General features: G+C 49.7%; 14 protein-coding genes and 3 tRNA genes. 10 read left to right on the plus strand and 7 right to left on the minus strand.

Features of this window, described 5'->3' with window-relative positions:
• The first annotated feature begins 163 nt into the window (after positions 1-163).
• Both BLR73_RS09465 and BLR73_RS09470 read left to right on the plus strand, forming a co-directional pair.
• Entirely contained in the window at positions 164-910 is a 747-nt protein-coding gene (locus BLR73_RS09465; protein ID WP_091861455.1) for an MBL fold metallo-hydrolase, read from the plus strand.
• A gap of 102 nt (positions 911-1012) precedes the next feature.
• The gene (locus tag BLR73_RS09470) at positions 1013-1852 is read left to right on the plus strand and encodes a transporter substrate-binding domain-containing protein (protein ID WP_233456463.1); all 840 of its coding nucleotides are present in this window, start codon (positions 1013-1015) and stop codon (positions 1850-1852) included.
• Here the strand turns inward: BLR73_RS09470 and BLR73_RS14620 are convergent.
• From BLR73_RS14620 to BLR73_RS09485, 4 genes are all read right to left on the minus strand, one after another.
• Positions 1849-1971 carry a hypothetical protein gene (locus tag BLR73_RS14620; RefSeq protein ID WP_255397368.1) on the minus strand — a complete coding sequence of 41 codons (123 nt, stop codon included), beginning with the start codon at positions 1969-1971 and terminating at the stop codon, positions 1849-1851. The genes BLR73_RS09470 and BLR73_RS14620 overlap by 4 nt on opposite strands.
• Positions 1972-1980: 9 nt before the next feature.
• Positions 1981-3267 (minus strand): M18 family aminopeptidase, encoded by a 1287-nt coding sequence (locus BLR73_RS09475; protein ID WP_091861458.1) that lies wholly within the window; start codon positions 3265-3267, stop codon positions 1981-1983.
• Positions 3268-3276: 9 nt separating this feature from the next.
• Positions 3277-4320 carry a hypothetical protein gene (locus tag BLR73_RS09480; RefSeq protein ID WP_143010930.1) on the minus strand — a complete coding sequence of 348 codons (1044 nt, stop codon included), beginning with the start codon at positions 4318-4320 and terminating at the stop codon, positions 3277-3279.
• 318 nt (positions 4321-4638) lie between these two features.
• Positions 4639-4710 (minus strand) — tRNA-Arg (locus BLR73_RS09485).
• A gap of 141 nt (positions 4711-4851) precedes the next feature.
• Between BLR73_RS09485 and BLR73_RS09490 the strand changes: the two genes are divergently transcribed.
• Positions 4852-5415 (plus strand): hypothetical protein, encoded by a 564-nt coding sequence (locus BLR73_RS09490; RefSeq protein WP_033151431.1) that lies wholly within the window; start codon positions 4852-4854, stop codon positions 5413-5415.
• Between the two features lie 15 nt (positions 5416-5430).
• Here BLR73_RS09490 and BLR73_RS09495 read toward each other — a convergent pair whose 3' ends face one another.
• Complete coding sequence (locus BLR73_RS09495; protein ID WP_091861464.1) at positions 5431-7476, minus strand: sensor histidine kinase; 2046 nt, start codon at positions 7474-7476, stop codon at positions 5431-5433.
• Between the two features lie 116 nt (positions 7477-7592).
• Positions 7593-7677 (minus strand) — tRNA-Ser (locus BLR73_RS09500).
• Between the two features lie 130 nt (positions 7678-7807).
• Between BLR73_RS09500 and BLR73_RS09505 the strand changes: the two genes are divergently transcribed.
• Positions 7808-10381: an endonuclease MutS2 gene (locus BLR73_RS09505; protein ID WP_091861467.1), complete on the plus strand. Its 2574-nt coding sequence runs from the start codon at positions 7808-7810 to the stop codon at positions 10379-10381.
• Between the two features lie 263 nt (positions 10382-10644).
• A complete protein-coding gene (locus tag BLR73_RS09510) occupies positions 10645-11055 on the plus strand; it encodes a lytic transglycosylase domain-containing protein (RefSeq protein WP_013065106.1) in 411 nt (136 codons plus the stop codon).
• Between the two features lie 138 nt (positions 11056-11193).
• On the opposite strand, the gene BLR73_RS09515 is transcribed toward BLR73_RS09510, so the two are convergent.
• Positions 11194-11266, minus strand: a tRNA-Met gene (locus BLR73_RS09515).
• A gap of 214 nt (positions 11267-11480) precedes the next feature.
• Between BLR73_RS09515 and BLR73_RS09520 the strand changes: the two genes are divergently transcribed.
• The 5 genes from BLR73_RS09520 to BLR73_RS09540 are packed head-to-tail and all read left to right on the plus strand — an operon-like array spanning position 11481 to position 20562.
• The gene (locus BLR73_RS09520; RefSeq protein WP_013065131.1) at positions 11481-12074 is read left to right on the plus strand and encodes a TetR/AcrR family transcriptional regulator; all 594 of its coding nucleotides are present in this window, start codon (positions 11481-11483) and stop codon (positions 12072-12074) included.
• Between the two features lie 32 nt (positions 12075-12106).
• Positions 12107-12844 (plus strand): 3-oxoacyl-[acyl-carrier-protein] reductase, encoded by a 738-nt coding sequence (fabG, locus tag BLR73_RS09525; RefSeq protein WP_033151428.1) that lies wholly within the window; start codon positions 12107-12109, stop codon positions 12842-12844.
• A 27-nt stretch (positions 12845-12871) separates the two neighbouring features.
• Positions 12872-13543: an RluA family pseudouridine synthase gene (locus BLR73_RS09530; protein ID WP_013064336.1), complete on the plus strand. Its 672-nt coding sequence runs from the start codon at positions 12872-12874 to the stop codon at positions 13541-13543.
• 4 nt (positions 13544-13547) lie between these two features.
• Positions 13548-18236 (plus strand): translocation/assembly module TamB domain-containing protein, encoded by a 4689-nt coding sequence (locus tag BLR73_RS09535; protein WP_091861470.1) that lies wholly within the window; start codon positions 13548-13550, stop codon positions 18234-18236.
• 43 nt (positions 18237-18279) lie between these two features.
• A complete protein-coding gene (locus tag BLR73_RS09540; protein WP_233428927.1) occupies positions 18280-20562 on the plus strand; it encodes a translocation and assembly module lipoprotein TamL in 2283 nt (760 codons plus the stop codon).
• The last annotated feature ends 10 nt before the right edge of the window (positions 20563-20572 follow it).

The raw sequence follows: 20572 nt of genomic DNA on the forward strand, positions 1-20572 counted from the left end.
TGCTATTATGCTTTGGGATTTAACTTTTGTTGAAATGATTCGTTCAGCGAACTGGGTGATAACACAATAAATCATAAATCCCAAGGCCAAATGGTATAGCTTTGGAATTTTTTTCTTATATTTGCGAAGATTTATTACTAACCCAAACAAAACAAGTACGATTATGGAGATTAAAGCAATTCGTATGTTCGATGGCGGTTTTATGAACCAGCAGTTTGCCTTTGGCGGTGAAGGTAAGGAAGGTACAGACGAACAGATTATCTACCGCAGCAGTTTGCAGAACTTCTTGATTGACACTGGAAACGAGGTGATTCTGGTTGACACTGGATTCCAGAACGATTTTAAGGCACCCGAGAAGAAACTGGGCGCGCCACTCTATATGGGCGAGAAAGTGAAGGATTATATGGAGGCCTTTGCCGAGTTGGGCTACAAGCCTGAGCAGGTAACAAAGATTCTTATCACGCACAAGCATCCCGACCACTCGGCTGCCATCCAGTATTTCCCCAATGCCAAGGTGTATATTTCGCCCGAGGATGCCGACGCCATGAAACTGCCAGAAGGTGGAAACATCATCCGTTCGGAATACAAGGAATCGTTCAAGAACTTCCCACGAGCCGAAAAAGTGGCCGATGGCATTTGGTTTATCGAGGCCAAGGGGCACACCAAGGGCAACAGCATTATCATTGCTGAGAACGATGGACTTTATTATATGATGCACGGCGACGTGACTTATTGCGATGCAGCCTTGAAAGCCAATAAGCTAAGTATCGTGTTCGAGGATATCGAGGCTGCCCGCATCACACTCGATCGTGTACGCGAGTTTATCCAGCAGAATCCCACCGTTTATCTCTCAACCCACTGTCCCGAGGGCTACGAGAATCTTGAGATGAAACGGGTAATAACGCTGTAATTAGAGACAGAATTCAACAAAAGTTAAATCCCAAGGCCAAATGGTATGGCTTTGGGGTTTTTTGCTTAAATTTGCCGCGCATTATGATAAAGTTAATACCTGATGATGAGAATACAAGTACGAAAATTTATCCTTTTATTCCTTAGCGCCGTATTGTTAGGTAGTATGGTATCGTTTGCCTCGTGTACGGTAAGCAAGGATAATACTATCATAGTAAACCAGCCCACCATCAACCGTATTCAGGAGCGTGGCACCATCCTGATTGGCACTACGGGCGATTATCGTCCGTTAACCTTCCGCGAGGCCGACGGCACGTACTGGGGATTCGGTATCGAGGTGGCAGGTCAGATTGCCAAGCGCATGGGCGTAAACATACAGTTTGTGCCAACCTCGTGGCCTACACTTTCTACCGATGTTACGTCCAATCCGCAAGCATTCGATCTGGCCATTGGCGGCATCACCATCACCGATGCCCGCAAACAAACCATGCTGATGAGCGATGGCTATCTGGCTAATGGTAAAACCATACTGTGCCGGGCATCCGAGGCCGATCGCTACCAGAAACTGGCCGATATCGACAAGCCCGATGTACGTGTGATGGTGAACCCCGGCGGACTGAACGAGAAGTTTGCCAACCAGAACCTTACTCATGCCACCATCATTGTGCATGATAAGAACGAGGAGATACCATCGCTCATAGCCGAGGGCCAAGCCGATGTGATGATAACCGAGATTACCGAGGCACCTTATTATATACAGACCGACAGCCGACTGGCAGCCCCGCTATTGAATGCCCCATTTACCCATGGCGAGATAGGTGTGCTGATGCGCCAGGGGCAGGACGACCTGCTGCAACTGGTAAACGACGTCATCAGTCAGATGAAGGCCGACGGCACCCTGCGCCAGCTACACGAGAAATACGGTCTGGTGTACGCCTATTAGCGGGTCTCGGCGATGTGGCGGATGCAGTCGGCCTTGTGATTGTCGAAGTCGGCTAACAGCCATTGGCCATTTACAAGCTCCATCATCGCAGCTACTGCCACAGCTATAATCTTTTTCATTGTATCGGGTTACTTAAAAAACTGCGTAAAAGCCTTAACCGTATAAAGGTGATCGGTCACGCTGCCTGTTTCGCGACAACTGTGCATGGCCAGAATGGCATTACCCATATCTACACCTCGCAGGGGGATAGACGAGGCCAGGATGTTTCCTAATGTGCTGCCACCTGCCACATCGGAGTGGTTGACAAAGCGCTGACAGGGCACGTCGGCCTGGCGACAGATCTCGGCAAACACGGCTGCCGAAACGGCATCGCTGGCGTATTTCTGGGCGGCATTAAACTTGATAACGGGTCCGCCACCCAGCACGGGATGGTTGGTGGGGTCGTATTTCTCGCTGTAGTTGGGATGCCAGGCGTGGGCATTGTCGGCCGAAATCATAAAGGCACGCTCGATGGCCTGGTACCATGCTTCGGCACTACCGCTCTGTGCGAGGGCGATGCGCTGCAGCATCATGGCCAGGAACGGACTGCCTGCACCCTGCTTGGTTTGCGAGCCAGTTTCCTCGTTGTCGAAAATGGCCAGCACCTTGGTGGCATCGGTAGTATCGGTATCAATCATGGCCTCGAGTCCGGCAAAGCACATCGACAGATCGTCGAGGCGCCCCGACGACAGGAACTCATCGTGTACACCAAACGTGCAGGCGGGGGTGGCGTCGGCCAGATACAGGTCGAAGTCGAGTACCTGCTCGGGCTTGATGCTGAGTTCGCCGCAGATGATATTCATGAGCAGATTTCCCTTTTCGAGTTCATCGTTGATAATGCCCAAGATGGGGAGCATATCTTTTTGCTTGCTGAGCTTGACGCCATCGTTTACCTGACGGTTGAAATGGATGGCGAGGTTGCTGATTTGCAGCAGCGGGCGCTTGACGTGCAGCAGCAATGTCTCAGGGTTGAGGGCATCCTGGCCACGCACAATCACTCGACCTGCGATGGTGAGTGGACGATCGAACCAGGTTGACATGATGGGACCGCCATACACCTCGGTATTCAGCTTTACGATGCCACCTTCGCACAGCATCTCGGCATTGGGCTTGATGCGGAAGGTAGGCGAATCGCAGTGGGCGCAAATCATGCGGAACCCAGCTTGGGCCATGGGTTGGCGGCCGATATGGAAGGCATAGACCGACGAATCGTTCTTGGTTACATACAGTTTGTCGCCTGCCTTCACGATGCCAATCGGCTCGCGAGGGTCGAGTTTACGATAGCCAGCCTTTTCAAGTTCGGTGGCGATATTTTGTGCTGCCAGGAAGTTTACTGGCGAAGCATCCAGGAAATCTAATAATCTTTTTACGCGCATTATATCAAATTATTTAATTGTAAGCACTACTTGACCCTGGGTGTTGGTTTTGACGATGGCTGTCATACGGCCCTGGCGCCAGGTTTTCTGATCGGTGCTGGTGAAACCGTAGGTTTTGAGGTCCTTGCAAAGGGCTTGGGCATCGTCGGTAGCGGTGAGGGTGATGGCGGTGATGGCCTGCTTGCGACGGGCGAGCGAGGCTGTGGCTTGATAGCCATCCATCTTAAATGTGGCGGGCAGCACTTTGGCTGTGGCCTTGCCTGCTGTGTAATCGTAGCTGGCCAGTACCGATTGCGCGCCTTTCAGGGTGCGGTTCTGATACAGCAGCACGCCCAAGCCTACCAAATCGGTATGGTTGCAGGCTGAGGCCAGTCCGCTGGCGATGGTGCGTGGAGCTGTCTCGTACTCCTTGTCGTCCATCTCGTTATAAGCCATCTGGTAGGCCTTGGCATCGTCGAGTGCAAAACCAAAGGTATAGCTGCTGGTGAGCGAACCACGCTCGTAATGCAGGTTAACGGTGCCTAACTGGGTCTGGATGGTGTAGGCCTCGCCTTGATTATCTACAAAGCCACGACCGTAAACCTTAACCAGTTCGGCCTTTACTTTGGCAAATCGGGCCTTTACCTCTTTTAACGAGGGGTAGATGGTATCTTCGGTTACATCTACGGCATATACGCGGTCGGTCTCGTCGCTTACGGCCAGTGTAACGGTACACTTGGCACCATACACCTGGCCGTCGTAGATGTACGACTTGGCGGTGTGCTTGCCTTCGAGTACACGCTCGGTGAATCCTTTCTCAATTAGCTGCTTCTCGAACAGGCTGGCCTTGATGCCCAAGGGGATGCCCATAAAAGCATTGCGATTATTGGTGTTATCGGCCAGTGTGGCTATATCGGCCATTGCAATCTGTGCTGCATCATCGATACCATCGGCACTCTTCTTGGCCTTTTTCTCGGTCTTGGCCTTCTTCTTAAAAATCTTCTTGAAAAACTGTGCATCGGCGGGCTGGCAAACCAACACTGCTGCCAGCAACGCAAAAATAATCTTCTTCATCATATTACATAACATATTAAAATCAGGGGCAAAGGTAAATAAAAAACTACGATAAAACGTGCCTTTGCAGCGAATATTAGGAAAGTTTAGAACTTATGCACCTTTATTTTTATGTGGTTTTTGTTGATTAAAAAAGCCCGTTGGCTGAAATTATTTGCGCAGAATAATGAGTTGTTTTACTTTTGCAGCGTAATTAAACAAATAAACATAAAATACAAATGAAACAGATTTTTGGGGTAATCGTGCATCTGATTGGGTATGTGTTACTGCTTGGAATGTTTGCGATAGCATTGATTAGCGTTGTGTTTGAAAAACCAGTACACCCGCACGGAATCGAACCGTGACCAACGGAACCGGAATCCGTTATTCTATCCTTTAAACTACGGGTGCATGTGTTGCCAAATGCGGTGCAAAGGTACTAAAAAAAAATAATTTAAGCATATAAATACCAAAAATGTTGGTGGATTAAGTTTAATTTAGTACTTTTGTGCCGCAATTCAATAAAACCAATTAACAAGTAAAAAAGGTAAAATGAAAAAGGTTATAACAACAATCGTGGTTCTGGCTGTTATAGCAGCGGGCGTTTTCTCGCTCTCGTCATCGTCGGATGATACGGGACAGGAGATTTCTCTTACCAATCTGCTCGACTTGCTGTACAACTACGAGGGCACAGGCAGGAGGCCTAATACACCTCTGCAGTTTATCTGTAGAGACGATGTACAGGAAGGCGACAAACACTATGCCGAAGTGGTTTATGGTCACGGCGTGAAGAAGGGCGACAAGAAAGATGTGGGCTACGAGATTACTACCTCATCGCCTCATGCTTATTTCTTCTGCATGAGTTTCGATTCTTCAGTAACAGCAGGTCTTTATTACGTAGACAAGGGCGATGCCGAACGTTTCCTGGCACGTATTGCTCAGGAGAAAACGGTGCAGTTTAACGGTAAGACCTTTAACGTGATTACCAAGCCCGACGATAAGCGCCTGTATATTACCAACCCTTGGGGCGACGGCAATTATGAAACACAGTTTGCCGTGTACCCAATAACAAAGGAAGGCGATTTTTATCGCATTGAGATAGAGGTATACGATTAAAACAATATTTGATTATTAAATCGGTAGCTGCATGATAAAGCGTGCGCCGGCAGTATAGGTGGTATCAAGTTTGATATCACCTTTTAAATTGCGTGCCAGTGAGCGTGCTATCGAAAGACCGATACCTGTACCATCGGTGTACTCGTCGAGCTGCACAAACTCGGTAAAGATATTCTCGGCCTGATCGGCTGGCACGCCAATACCTGTATCTTCTACGCTGAAAATCACGTTCTGTCCGTCGATGTTTACATTGAGTACCACACTGGCCTTGCCTTCGGGCGCCTTGCCCTTAAAGGCGATGGGCTGGGTAAACTTCTGGGCGTTGTCGAGCAGCAAAGCCAAGGCCTTGACAGCCGATTTGAGATGGGTGGTGAGGATAACCTGACTGGTGCGTGCACCCAGCTTAAGATTAAAGTCGAGGTGGGTGGCCTGTGTAATGCCTGCCAGCTGGGCGGCCTGATAGGCGATGTCGGCAGGGCATATCTTATCGTTACACTCGGCACAGGTATGGGCGTTAACCATACTCAAGTCAAGCATCTTATCAACCAAACGGGTGATGCGCTCGCTGTTTTCTACAATCTTCTTGCTGATTGACTGCAGTTCGTCGGCGCTGATCTCGATATCAGGGGCTGCCAGTACCTGCGTAAAGCCCGAAAGTACATTAAGCGGTGTGCGCACCTCGTGTGATATCTGATGGATAAACTTACTCTTCATACGCTCTGATTCCTCGGCACGCTCGTTGGCCTCGATAAGCTGTTTGTTGGTGTCGCTCAGCTTCTTGAAGGCTTTGCGGCGCTGTACCAGATGCAGGTGCAGCAGGATGATGAATACCAGACTTACGCCAATTACCCAAAGCATGCGTTGCTGACTCAACTGGGCACGTTGCTCGGCTATCTCGCGCTCTTTGCCCTCGGTATCGTAAACGGTAGAAAGCAGATCGGCATCGATAATCTTCTGGCGCACCAGGGCCGAATCGTACAGATTGGCAATCCTGGTAGCCACCTGGAGTGCTGAATCGCGATGACCCGCCATCAGGTTGACGTGGAATTTAGGTATCATAAAGCGACCGATATTCTCAAGGTCGGCCTCTTCGTAGGCACCCTCGGTCATAAACTTATCAAGCTGGGTCATGTTTATGGCAGCCTCTTCGTATCGGTGGGTGGCCATCAGGTATCGACAGCTGTTAATCAGGCTGCCTGGCTGTTTCGAAGTGGCTGTAGATGAGTATTCGGCAAATGCCTTCTCGGCATAGTCGATACGTCCCAAAGCATGTGCCTGCATGGCGCGGGTGTAGCTGATTTCGGCCTTCATCTCATCCAGATAAACAGGGTCGGCCTTGGGAAGTTTCAAGGCTTGTTCGTACAGTGAGTCCTGGGCCAGGATCCATGGAGTTACCTCGCTATAGTAACCACGACGCATGTAAACGGTGGCGATGGCATTCATGGTTTTCTGGCACTCGCGCAGATCGAGGTCGCCGTTGTTGGTCTTCAGACGTTCCTTGATGGCTTTCAACGACTTTTTGAAGTTTTGCATGGCATCGGCATTCTGTCCCAGACAGAGCTGGCACTCGCCAATCATCTGGGCAATGTCCTGATGGTCGGTAAACGCATTGTAGCCAGCAGCCCTTAGTTTGCGGTCGGCATTACGAGCCTGTCGCAGGGCGCGATCGTAGCGGCGCATATCGCACAGCATGCGTATATAGTCCTTACTTGAGTAGATATATGATTCGAGATCGGCCTCGGTAATCAGCTCGCTCACGTTCACGTCGGCCAGCTGGTTGTAAAGACTCAGCGAGGCGCGGTATTTGCCCATCAGGTTAAACGCTACGGTTTTATAGAATATGGCTTTTACCCTCGAAATATCGCCTGTCTGCTGGAAACTGTCGCAGGTAGCCAGGAATTTGGGCCAGTCGCGTTCGTCGCTAATAGCCGAAATAATCGAGTCGGCTATCCCATAACCATCGGCAGCCTCGAAATTATTATTTTGTTTCTTTTGCTCGCAACTACCAAGAGTTACCAGCGCTAAAGTAATGAATATCAGTCTGATACAAAGTTTTGTCATCGTCAAGTTGAATTTTATGGCGCAAAGGTACAAAAAAGGAACGAAACCCGCAAGCGAAAATCGAGTTTTCTGCTCGGACACAAAAAAAGAGCTCAGCGTTTAAGCTAAGCTCTTAGCGGAGAGAGAGGGATTCGAACCCCCGGTGCCTCTCAGCACGGTAGTTTTCAAGACTACTGTAATCGACCACTCTACCATCTCTCCAGTGCTCTTCTGTCTCGAAAGCGGGTGCAAAGGTAAGGAGATTTTTTGGAATAAACAAATTTTTCGCCAACTTTTTATAAAATATTTGTGATTTTGCGCATTTTTGCTCCATTTTTACTACCTTTGCAGCGTGATTTATCCAAATAACTTTGAGCGTAAGCTCGGATTCGATGAGATTCGTAGGTTGCTGAAGGCACGTTGCCAGAGCACCTTGGGGCAGGAGAAAGTCGACGAAATGGCTTTCTCGGTTGATGCCGATGTAGTAAATGAATGGTTAACGCAGGTGCGCGAGTTCCGTAGGTTGACTGCCGAACACGATGATTTTCCCATGCAATACTTCTTTGATGTGCGCGAGAGCATTGCGCGCATACGATTGGAGAATACCCATCTTGAAGAGGATGAGGTGTGGGATTTGCGTCGCTCGTTGGAAACAATTGCCAACATTGTGCGCTTTTTGCAGCGCGATGGCGACGAGAAACCTAACGGCGAGGTGGTGTATCCGTATCCGGCCCTGTACCGTTTAACTGATGGCGTGGCTACCTTCCCCGCTATGATTCGTCGTATTGACTCTATTCTGGATAAATTTGGCAAGGTGAAGGATTCGGCCTCGATGACGCTGGCTGGTATCCGTCACGACTTAGAGAAAACGCAGGGTAGTATCTCGCGTACATTATATACTATATTGCATGCGGCCCAGCGCGATGGGTTGGTAGATAAGGATGCTGCCCCCGCTATGCGTGACGGACGACTGGTGATACCAGTGGCTCCACAGGTAAAGCGCCGTATTAACGGTATTGTGCACGATGAGAGTGCTACTGGTAAGACGGTGTTTATTGAGCCAACCGAAGTGGTTGAGGCAAACAATAAGGTGCGACAGCTGGAGGCTGAGGAGCGTCGTGAGGTGATTCGTATTCTGACGGTATTTACTGATGAGGTACGCCCGCACGTGCGCGAGATAATCGACTCGTATCAGCTGTTGGCTATGATCGACCTGATTCAGGCCAAGGCCAAGTGGGCTGAGCTGACTCAGGCTTTTGAACCAACCGTAAAGGCCGAACCTGTTATCGACTGGATTCGTGCCATCCATCCCTTGCTGCAGCTCTCGCTGGAGAAGAAGGGTGGGCATGTGGTGCCTCTGGATATTATGCTGAACCGTGCAAAGCGACTGCTGCTTATCAGTGGTCCTAATGCTGGTGGTAAATCGGTATGCCTGAAAACGGTTGGCTTGCTGCAGTATATGTTGCAGTGCGGCTTGCCTGTTCCTATCGGTGATCGCTCTACTGCAGGTATCTTCGAGAGTATCATGATTGATATCGGCGATGAGCAGAGCATCGAGAACGATCTGAGTACCTACTCGAGTCATCTGATGAACATGAAGCAGATGATGAAACAGGCTGGCGAGCGCTCGCTGTTGCTGATAGATGAGTTTGGTAGCGGTACCGAGCCCGCCATTGGTGGTGCTATTGCCGAGGCCATGCTGAAGCAGTTCTGGAAGAAGCGTACCTTTGGTGTGATTACCACTCACTATCAGAACCTGAAGCATTTTGCCGACGATCACGAGGGTGTGGTGAATGGCGCCATGCTGTACGACCGACATGAGATGCAGGCCTTGTTCCAGCTGTCGATTGGTCAGCCTGGTTCAAGCTTTGCCATCGAGATTGCCCGTAAGACGGGTATCCCCGAAGAGGTGATTAAGGATGCCAGTGATATCGTGGGTCAGGATTATATCCAGAGTGATAAATACCTGCAGGATATTGTGCGCGATAAGCGTTACTGGGAGGGTAAGCGACAGACTATCCACCAGCACGAGAAGAAACTGCAGGCCAGTGGTGAGCGCTTGGAGGCTGCTGTAGAAGAGATTGAAGCAGAGCGCAAGGCTATTCTGCGCAAGGCCCGAGAGCAGGCCGAGGAGCTGTTGCGCGAGAGTAATAAGAAGATAGAAAACGCCATCCGTGAGATACGTGAGGCCCAGGCCGAGAAGGAGCGTACCCGCAAGATTCGCGAGGAACTGGATACCTTTAAGGAGGAGCTGGCTCAGGTAGATACCCGTGCTACTGATGAAGCCATTGCCAAGAAGATGCGCCAGATTCAGGAGCGTAAGGAGCGCAGAGAGAAACGTAAGGCCGAGAAACTTTCGAAGAAAGAGGAAGGTGGAAAGCGAGAGGATGCCGCAGCTGTAGCAAGTGCTCAGTCTTCAAAGGCTAACATACCACTCCAGAAAGGCGATACCGTGCGTATCAAGGGTCTTACCAGCGTGGGTGTTATCGATAGTATCGATGGCGGAAAGGCTGTGGTAGTATTTGGTGGCATGAAAACCAAGATGCGCCTGGAGCGCCTGGAGCATGCCGAGAAACCCAAGGAGCAGCAGACCAAGGCCGAGGAACGTAACAGCAATATTGCTGGCTCGTATGGTGTGGTATCGAAGGATACCCGCAATGTGATTGATAATCGAAAACTGAACTTTAAACAAGATATAGATGTGCGCGGTATGCGTGGCGACGAGGCTATTAATGCCATTACCTATTTTATAGACGATGCTATACTGGTAGGAGTGAGTCGTGTACGCATTCTGCATGGTACCGGAACAGGTATTCTGCGCCAGCTAATCCGACAGTATCTGGGCACTATTCCTAACGTTTCGCACTACCGCGACGAGCATGTGCAGTTTGGTGGTGCAGGCATCACTGTTGTGGATTTAGAATAAAAAAACAATACTTGATTTAAATCGTGAAACTTCCCAATAATGCTTAAAAAAGCTAAAAATATTTGGGCGGTAAGGTCATTCGTCGTATCTTTGCACCGGTTAAGCGTAACTAAGCGCTGATATGAACGCATTTCCGACGTGAAGTCGGTACTCTCAATTTTAATGAATTTATCTAAAGGATAACGCGGTTTGTTCGCGAGAACCCTCCGCCTAAAGTATAGAGATTTATGATTGGTTTTATTAAGAAGGCAGTTTTGAGCTTAATGGCTCTGTTCTTGGTAACTCTGTCGGTTTCGGCCGAAGGTTTCGGTACACGGAGCAACAAAACGTTAGGCTTTGACTGGAATCCAGTGATGGATGCAATTATTAAAGTGGAAAGCGAAGGAAATCCTAAGGCCGTGAGTGGAAACTCGGTAGGCGCGATGCAGATTACTCCAGTACTCGTTAAGGAATGTAATAACATCCTGAGTAAACGTAAGAGTAAGAAGCGATACACTTTAGCTGACCGTTATAGTGTAGAAAAATCGAAAGAGATGTTCCTTCTGATTCAAAGCTATTTTAACCCGGAGAACAGCGTCGAGAAGGCTATACGTTCTTGGAATGGTGGTATGAATTATGGTATAAAAACTACTAACAGTTACTACCGAAAGGTTATAGCAAGAATGAAAAAGTAAATCTGATAATCCGATTGTCGAGGGCCTGAGCCCTGACGATCGGATCATTTTTTTTGTATGCAGTTTAATCTGGCAGTAAGTCGGGGTGGGAGATATAAACAAAAAATGCAAGCCTTTCAGCTTGCATCTCCTCTTTAGTTGCGGAGGCAGGATTCGAACGTGCGACCTCCAGGTTATGAGCCTGGCGAGCTACCAACTGCTCCACTCCGCGATGTTAAATTTTCGCTGCATTTCAGGGTGTTTCCTGATTTGCGGGTGCAAAGGTACGACTATTTTTTGAATTGGCCAAATTTTTCGGCCATTTTTTTATAAATTTGTTGTTTTTGTAATATTTTTCCTCGTTTTTCTTGTCAGTTTCAAATAAAAGGCTTACTTTTGCACATCGTAGAATAGTGTGCAATTTTAAAATTTAGGAGGAAACAGACATGTCTATATCCAAGACAAGACAGAAACTGGTAGATGTAGCACGCCAGCTGTTCGCCAAGAACGGACTGGAAAATACGACGATGAACGATATTGCCCTGCAATCGGGTAAGGGTCGCCGTACGCTATATACCTATTTTAAGTCGAAAGAGGAAATCTACTATGCTGTTATCGAGAGCGAGTTGGAGCGATTGAGCGACAAGCTCGATGAGGTGGCTGCCCGAAAAATCCGTCCACAGGACAAGATTATCGAGCTGATCTATACCCATCTCAGTATGATTCGCGAAACGGTGGTTCGTAACGGTAACCTGCGTGCAGAGTTCTTCCGTAACATCTGGATGGTAGAGAAAGTGCGCCGCCATTTCGACGATGCCGAGATTGAGCTGTTCCGTAAGGTTTATGCCGAGGGTAAGGACGATGGCGAGTTTGATATCGACAACGTGGACCTGGTGGCTGATATTACACACTATTGTATCAAGGGACTCGAAGTACCTTATATATATGGACGTATTGCCCATGGTATGAAGGAGGAGGACACCAAACCCCAGGTGGCCAAGGTGGTTTATGGTGCGCTGGGAAAGATTCAGAAAAGATAAACATTACACATTATTAATAATAGAAAACAATTATGGGATTATTAGAAGGTAAGACAGCGCTGATTACAGGTGCTGCACGCGGTATCGGAAAGGCTATCGCACTGAAGTATGCCTCTGAAGGCTGTAACATCGCATTCACCGATCTTCAGGTGAACGAGGAGACCGAGAAGGAAATTGCTGCTCTGGGTGTAAAGGCTAAGAGCTATGCTTCGAACGCTGCCGACTTTGCTCAGACCGAGGAAGTAGTTAAGGCTGTAAAGGAAGAGTTCGGATCAATCGATATTCTGGTTAACAATGCTGGTATCACTAAGGACGGACTGATGCTGCGTATGACTGAGCAGCAGTGGGATGCTGTTATCGCAGTAAACCTGAAGTCGGCCTTCAACTTCATCCACGCTTGTGTACCCGTTATGATGCGTCAGCGTGGTGGTTCTATCATCAACATGGCATCAGTAGTAGGTGTTCATGGTAACGCTGGTCAGGCTAACTATGCTGCCTCTAAGGCTGGTTTGATTGCTCTGGCTAAGAGTATCGGTCAGGAGATGGGGCCTAAGGGTATCCGTGCTAACGCCATCGCTCCTGGTTTCATCGATACAGCTATGACTCAGGCTCTGCCCGACGATATCCGTAAGGAGTGGATCAACAAGATTCCTCTGCGTCGTGGTGGTCAGGTTGAGGATATCGCTAATGTTGCTACCTTCCTGGCTTCTGACCTCTCAAGCTATGTAAGCGGTCAGGTTATCCAGGTTGATGGTGGTATGAACATGTAGTTCATTGAACATTGATTATTGAACATTATGGAGGTCGTTTACGAAGACAACCATATCATCATAGTCAACAAACAGAGTGGGGAGATCGTACAGGGCGATAAGACTGGCGATCGCCCCCTTTCTGAATTGGTGAAAGACTATATCAAAGAAAAATACGCCAAGCCAGGTGCCGTTTTCCTGGGTGTGGTGCACCGCCTGGATCGTCCTGTTTCAGGGCTGGTGGTGTTTGCCCGAACCTCGAAAGCGCTTACCCGACTGAACAAGATGTTTGCCGAGGGACAGGTGCATAAAACCTACTGGGCGATAGTAAAAAATCGTCCTAAGGCCCTCGAGGGAACGCTCGAGAACTGGCTGGTGCGTAACGAGAAACAGAACAAGAGCTATGCCTACGATAAGGAGCGCCCCAATGCCAAGAAAGCCCTGTTGAAATATCGTGTGATAGGACAGACAGATAACTATACGGTGCTTGAGGTGAACCTGATGACGGGTCGTCATCACCAGATACGCTGTCAGTTGGCTGCCATGGGCTGTCCCATTAAGGGCGACTTGAAATATGGTGCGCCTCGCAGCAATCCTGATGGCAGTATCTCGCTCATGTCGCGTAGGGTGGAGTTCGTGCATCCTGTTTCGAAAGAAACCATTATCGTAGAGGCACCGTTGCCCAACGATCCGTTGTGGCAGGCTGCATCAACCAGATAAACAAATGAAGAAAGTCCTGAAGTGGTTGGGGATAGCGGTTTTGGTACCCATACTGCTTATTGTGATTCTAACCGCGCTACTTTATTTGCCGCCAGTGCAAAATTGGGCGGTAAAGAAGGTGGCCGCCATCGCCTCGGAGAAAACGGGCATGGACATCACAGTAGAACGGGTATGCCTGGAGTTCCCGCTCGACTTAGGCATCGAGGGCTTTCGTGCTTTACATAAGAATGATTCGATAGCTAACCAGACCGACACCATTGCCGATGTGCGTAAGATGGTGTGCGATGTGCGCTTGATACCCTTGTTTAGCAAGCGTGTGGTGATAGATGAGCTATCGTTGACTGATGCCAAACTGAATACCAACGGCTTTATTGGCGACCTGCGTATCAAAGGTAATCTGCAGGAGCTTTGGCTGTCGTCGAATGGTATCGACCTTGACCAGGAAACCGTAGAAGTGAATGGTGCCCGACTTTCAGAAGCCCAACTGGATATCGCCCTGAGCGATACAGCGGCTGTTGACACCACAGAATCGACAATGAAATGGATAGTAAATGCCGATTCGGTGAGTATCCTGAAGAGTAATTTCATGGTCCACCTGCCAGGCGACACGCTGAACGCCCAGGCCTATATGGGTAGGGCTGTGGCACGCGAGGTGCTGGCCGACCTTGGTAACAAGATTTATAAAGTAGGCAGTCTGGACTGGAACCAGGGACGCCTGAACTACGACAACCGCTACGAGCCAGAGGTGAGCGGACTGGATTATAACCATCTGGCACTCACGGATATCAATCTGCGTATCGATTCGATTGAATACGTAGAGCCTAACACCTCTCTTATTATTAGAGACCTGAGGACGAAGGAGAAAAGCGGTCTGCAGGTAAACCACCTGTCGGCCCGCGTAACGATGGACGACAAGCGACTGACCATCCCCCAACTGAGATTGCAAACGCCTGATACAGATATCGAGACCGAGCTGGCGATGGACTTTAACACCTTCGACACCCAGCAGCCTGGTGCGATGAAGCTGCGTTTGAATGCGCAGATAGGTAAGCAGGATGTGATGCGTTTTGCCGGCGATATGCCACAGGCCTTTGTGCGCAACTATCCTAACCATCCCATCAGCATCAAGGGTTCGGTAAACGGAAATATGCAGCATATGGCGTTTACGGGGCTCAACATCCATCTGCCAACTGCCTTTCGTATCACAGCTACCGGTACGGCTGATAACGTAACTGATATCACCAAGCTGAAGGCTGATATCGCCCTGAATGCCAAGACCGAGAATCTGAACTTTGCCTTGGCTTTGGCCGATCCTGCCTTGATGCGTAACTATCGTTTGCCAGGTATGGCGATAGATGGTAAGCTGAAGGCCGATGGCACCCGCTATGCCACCAATCTGACACTGCGCGAGGGTACAGGCATAGTAAAACTGAAGGGTAGTGCCAGCATTCCAACCAATGCTAAAGGTGATTTGCTGATGGCTGGCATAAGCTACGATGCCGATATGAGCATCAACCGCCTGAATCTGCACCATTTTATGCCACGCGACTCTATCTATACCATCACGGCCGATGTGAAGGCCAAGGGATATGGTACCGATTTCCTCTCGAACAAGAGCAAATTGACTGCCAGTGCCAAGATACACCAGTTGCAGTATGGCAGTTGGGACTTGAAGCAGATGAATGCCGAAGCCACCTTGGCTAACGGACATGCGTTGGCATCTATCACGGGTTATAACCAGTTGCTGCAAGGCACCTTAGGTGTTGACGCCCAGTTGAATACCAAGAAACTGATGGCTACCATCAGTGCCGATCTGGATAAGGCCGACCTGTACCGCATGCGTTTGGTAGATATGCCATTGGCGATTGGCTTATGCGGTTCGGTAGATGTGGTTTCGGATATGAAACTCACTCATCGTGTAACAGGTTTGGTGGATGAAATCTACATCAAAGGTAAGAACGAAACCCTGCGACCCGATTTTATCGGACTGCATATCAATACTACGGTTGATACCGTGATTGCCCGTATTCAGAGTGGCGACTTTATCGTGAAGCTGGATGCCAAGGGCAACTACGAGCGCCTGCTGAAGAAACTCACCATCTTAGGCGACTCAACGATGGCGCAGATTGATAAGCGCATCATCGACCAGCCTGCCATCAAGCGTCTGTTGCCCGAGATGAAACTGCATGTCGAGAGTAAGCGCGACAACCCGTTGGCTGGCTTGCTGAAGGCACTGGATGTGCAGTTCAAGGAGCTGATGCTGGATGTGAACACCTCGCCTGTATCAGGTATTAATGGTCAGAGCTATCTCTACTCGTTGGTTTACGATAGTACCCGTATCGATACCATCCGTTTGAACCTCACACAGAAGGGCGACCGCTTAACCTACCAGGGGCAGGTGCGCAACAACAAACGTAATCCGCAGTTTATCTTCAATGCCCTGATTGATGGTACCGTCCACCAGCATGGTGCATTGGTAGGCTTGCGCTTTTTCGACCAGCACGATAAAATGGGCTTGCGTTTAGGCGTGACTGCCGAGATGGAGAGCGATGGTATCCGCTTTAAACTGCTGCCCGAGCGCCCGACCATTGGTTATAAGGAGTTTAACCTGAACAAGGACAACTTCCTGTTTATGGGTCGCAACAAGCGCTTGCAGGCAAAGGTGGACCTGATTGCCGACGATAAGACGGGTATCAAACTCTATACCGAGAACCAGGATTCTACCATGCTGCAGGATATCACCCTGAGTGTGAACAGCTTTGATTTGGGCGAGCTCACCTCGGTAATCCCATACCTGCCCCGCATTACGGGTAAGCTGAATGGCGACTACCATATCCTGCAGGATAAGAACGAGAATATCTCGGTGGCCAGCGATATGGCTGTGCGCCAGATGACCTACGAGGGTTCGCCCATTGGTAACATCAGTACCGAGTTGGTTTACCTGATGAAGGAGGACGATACCCATGCCGTAGAGGCCCGCCTGATGCTCGACGACGAGGAGTTCGGTTTGCTGAGCGGTATCTACAAGAGTCAGGGCGAAGGCTTTATCGATGCCAACTTTACGATGACGCGCCTGCCTCTGTCGCTGGTAAATGGATTTGTGCCCGACCAGTTGGTTGGCTTAGAGGGCTATGGCGAGGGTAGTGTAACCATTCGTGGCACCACCAGACATCCCGAGGTGAATGGTGAGATGTACGTAGATTCGGCCTATCTGGTCAGCATCCCCTATGGCATCCGCATGCGTTTTGATAACGACCCCGTGCGTATCGTGGGCTCTAAGCTGCTGCTGGAGAACTTCGGACTCTACTCGAGCAATAACGACCTGCTGAACCTGATGGGTAACATCGACTTCTCGGATACCGAGCATATCATGATGGATATGCGTATGCGTGCCAACAACTTCCTGCTTATCAACTCTAAGCGTCAGGCCAAGAGTGTGGCATGGGGTAAGGCCTACGTTAACTTTATGAGTCGTATGCAGGGTCCGCTCGAGGCGCTGAATATGCGTGGCTGTCTGGATGTGCTGGGTTCTACCGATATGACCTATATGCTGCTCGATTCGCCTCTCTCAACTGATAACCGTTTGGAAGAGCTGGTTAAGTTTACCGACTTCAGCGATTCTACCACCACGGTAGTTACGCGTCCTGCACCATCGGGCTTGAATGTAGATCTTACCATCAACGTATCGCAAGGTGCTCACGTGGTGTGCGACCTGAATGTAGATGAGAGCAACTACGTAGATTTGATGGGTGGTGGCGACCTGCGTATGAAGTACAACGCCGAGGGTATCCACCTCACGGGTCGTTATACCTTGTCGAGTGGCGAGATGAAATACTCGTTGCCTGTAATCCCGCTCAAGACGTTTACCGTTAAGGAGGGCAGCTATGTAGAGTTTACGGGCGATCCGATGAATCCTAAACTGAACATCACGGCTACCGAGCGTACCAAGGCTAATGTAACCAACGAGGGTGGTGGCACCCGTTCGGTACTGTTTGATTGTGGTGTGATTATCACCAAGACGCTGAACGATATGGGTCTGGAGTTTATCATCGATGCCCCTGAGGATCAGACGGTGAGTGGCGAGTTGACCACCATGTCGAAGGAGGAACGTGGAAAAATGGCTGTGGCGATGCTTACCACCGGTATGTATCTGGCCGATACCAACACCAGTGCTTTCTCGATGAACTCGGCCTTGAGCTCGTTCTTGCAGAGCGAGATTAACACGATAGCAGGTTCGGCCTTGAAGACACTCGACCTGAGCTTGGGTATCGATAACACTACCGATGCCTCAGGAGCGATGCATACCGACTACTCGTTTAAGTTTGCCAAGCGATTCTTCAACAATCGTCTGCGCATAGAGTTGGGTGGAAAAGTATCGTCGGGTGCTAATGATGCGATGGGTGGTCAGAACCAGTCGTTCTTCGATAATGTCACGATGGAGTATCGCCTGAATCAGGATGCCACCAAGAACCTGAAGCTGTTCTATAACCAGAACGTTTACGATTGGCTGGAGGGCTACACAGGCGAATATGGTATAGGTTTTGTTTGGCGCCGTAAGCTGAACTCGCTGAAGGATGTGTTTAGCTTCTGGAAGAAGGAGCAGCCCATGCTGATGCCACGAACCACCACGCCTCGCGATACCATCCGTAGGGATAGTGTTCCATCCACAAACAGAGAACGCCATGCTAAATAATATCAAGTATATACCCCTAGTGCTTTGTCTGGCTTCGTGCTCAATGACAAAGAATATCCCTGAAGGCGAGCAGCTCTTTACGGGACTTACCAAGATAGCCTACGACGATGCGAAGGAATACGATGTTGAGGCTTACGACACCCACTTGGAGAATACCAAGGTTGAGCTCGAGGCCGCCCTGGCTACCGAGCCCAACGGATCGCTGTTTGGCAGTAGCTATTACACCGTGCCCTGGTCGTGGCACCTGTGGGTATATAATAAGTACGCGGGTAAGGATTCGGGCTTTGCACGCTGGATGACCAAGACGTTTGGTAAGCCACCCGTTCTGATGAGTCAGGTTAACCCCGAGCTTCGCAGTAGTGTGGCACGATCGGTATTGCGCAATAACGGCTATTTTCGTGGCGATGTAACTTACGAGCTGGTGCCACAGAAGAATGCCAAGAAGTGTAAGATTGGCTATACCGTACATCTCGACTCGCTGTTTACACTCGACTCTGTGAGCTATGTTAACTTCCCGGCTCCCATCCAGGCATTGATTGATTCAACCCGCGACGAGAGTCTCATCAAGAGCCAGTCGCCCTTCAGTATCAATAACCTCGATGCCGAGCGCACCCGTATCAGCACGCTGCTGCGTAACAATGGCTACTATTATTACAGTCCTAGCTATGCCTCGTACCTGGCTGATACCTTTGCTGTAGATAACAAGGCACAGCTCAGGTTCCAGCTGGCACACGGCCTGCCCGATGTGGCCCTGCGCAAGTGGTATATCGGCAAGCTGGATGTTAACTTCCGCAAGTCGGCCCGCGAGGTGCTTACCGATTCGGTACAGCGCCGTTATCTCACCATTCATTTCAATGGTAAGAAGTCGCCCATCATGCCTCGCGTGGTGTTGCGTAACCTCAGTCTGCGCCCACGCCAGGAGTATAGCTACGAGAAATATATGGAGTCGGCCAGCAGGATTAACGCCACAGGTGTGTTCAGTAGTACCGACTTCCAGTTCACGCCCCGTCCCGATTCTGATACCCTCGACCTGCGCCTGAACTGCACCTTTGATAAACCCTACGATTTCTATATCGAGTGTAATGCCATCGGACGTACCAGTGGCCGATATGGTCCTCAGGCCCGAATCGGTCTTACCCGTCGTAATGCTTTCCATGCCGGCGAGAAACTTGATTTGAACCTGCATGGTGCCTACGAGTGGCAGAAGAGTGCCGATGCTGATATGAACAGCTATCAGTATGGTGCCGATGTGTCGATTGAGTTCCCACGTATCATTGCACCTTTTGTTCATAGCGATCGTGTGCGCCGCGATAAGAATGGTCGTGTCATCCGTCGCCATTTCTATTCTACACCAACCACCTATGCCAAGGTGTCGAGCGATGTGATTCGTCGCCCCGATTATTATAAGATGCATATCGTAAGTGGCGAGTGGACCTATCGCTGGCAGTCGTCGGCCAATAGTCGCCACGAGTTCTCGCCCCTCACGCTCAAGTATCAGTTCGTAAACAGCCATACCGATAAGTTCGACTCGGTGATTGTTGAGAATCCCTATCTGGCAGCCTCGATGGAGGACTGCTTCATGCCTAAGATGCGCTATACCTATATGTACACCAGTCCGTCGTCGTTGCGCCATCCCATCCGTTGGGAGGTAACAGTCGAAGAATCGGGCAACCTGGTGTCGCTTTGGGATTATGCGTTCGGGCGCTCTTTCAGCGAGAAGGATAAGGAGCTGTTTAAAACCCCATATTCGCAGTTTCTGCGTTTAGAGGCCGATTTCTCAAAAACGTGGAATCTCACCCCAACCTCACAGCTGATAGGTCATTTCAATGGTGGCATTATCTATTGTTATGGCAATAGCAGCGAGGCACCTTACAGCGAGTACTTCTATGTGGGAGGTGCCAATACCATCCGTGCCTTTGGCGTACGCTCCATTGGTCCTGGTCGCTTTGATGGTCGTGGGTTAGGTCGCCAGCTCGACTATCTGATACAGAATGGCGAGACAAAGCTGGTGGGTAACCTGGAGTATCGCACCAAGCTGTTTGGCGATTTGAATGGTGCCGTGTTCCTGGATGCTGGTAACGTATGGGACTTTACCGACGAGTATGTCGAGGGTGGCAAATTCCCCACATCGCTCAAGCAGTTGGTAAAGACCACGGCGCTTGGCACAGGTGTGGGCTTGCGATACGATCTGGGCTTCCTGGTTATCCGCTTAGACTGGGGCTTGGCCATCCACTGTCCGTACGATACGGGTAAGTCGGGCTATTTTAATGTGCCCAGCTTTAGTGGTGCCCATACTTTGCATTTTGCAGTTGGTTATCCGTTCTAACTCATTTTTT

Origin of the sequence: Prevotella sp. khp1 (genome assembly GCF_900102205.1) — a bacterium.
Taxonomy (GTDB): Bacteria; Bacteroidota; Bacteroidia; order Bacteroidales; family Bacteroidaceae; genus Prevotella; species Prevotella ruminicola.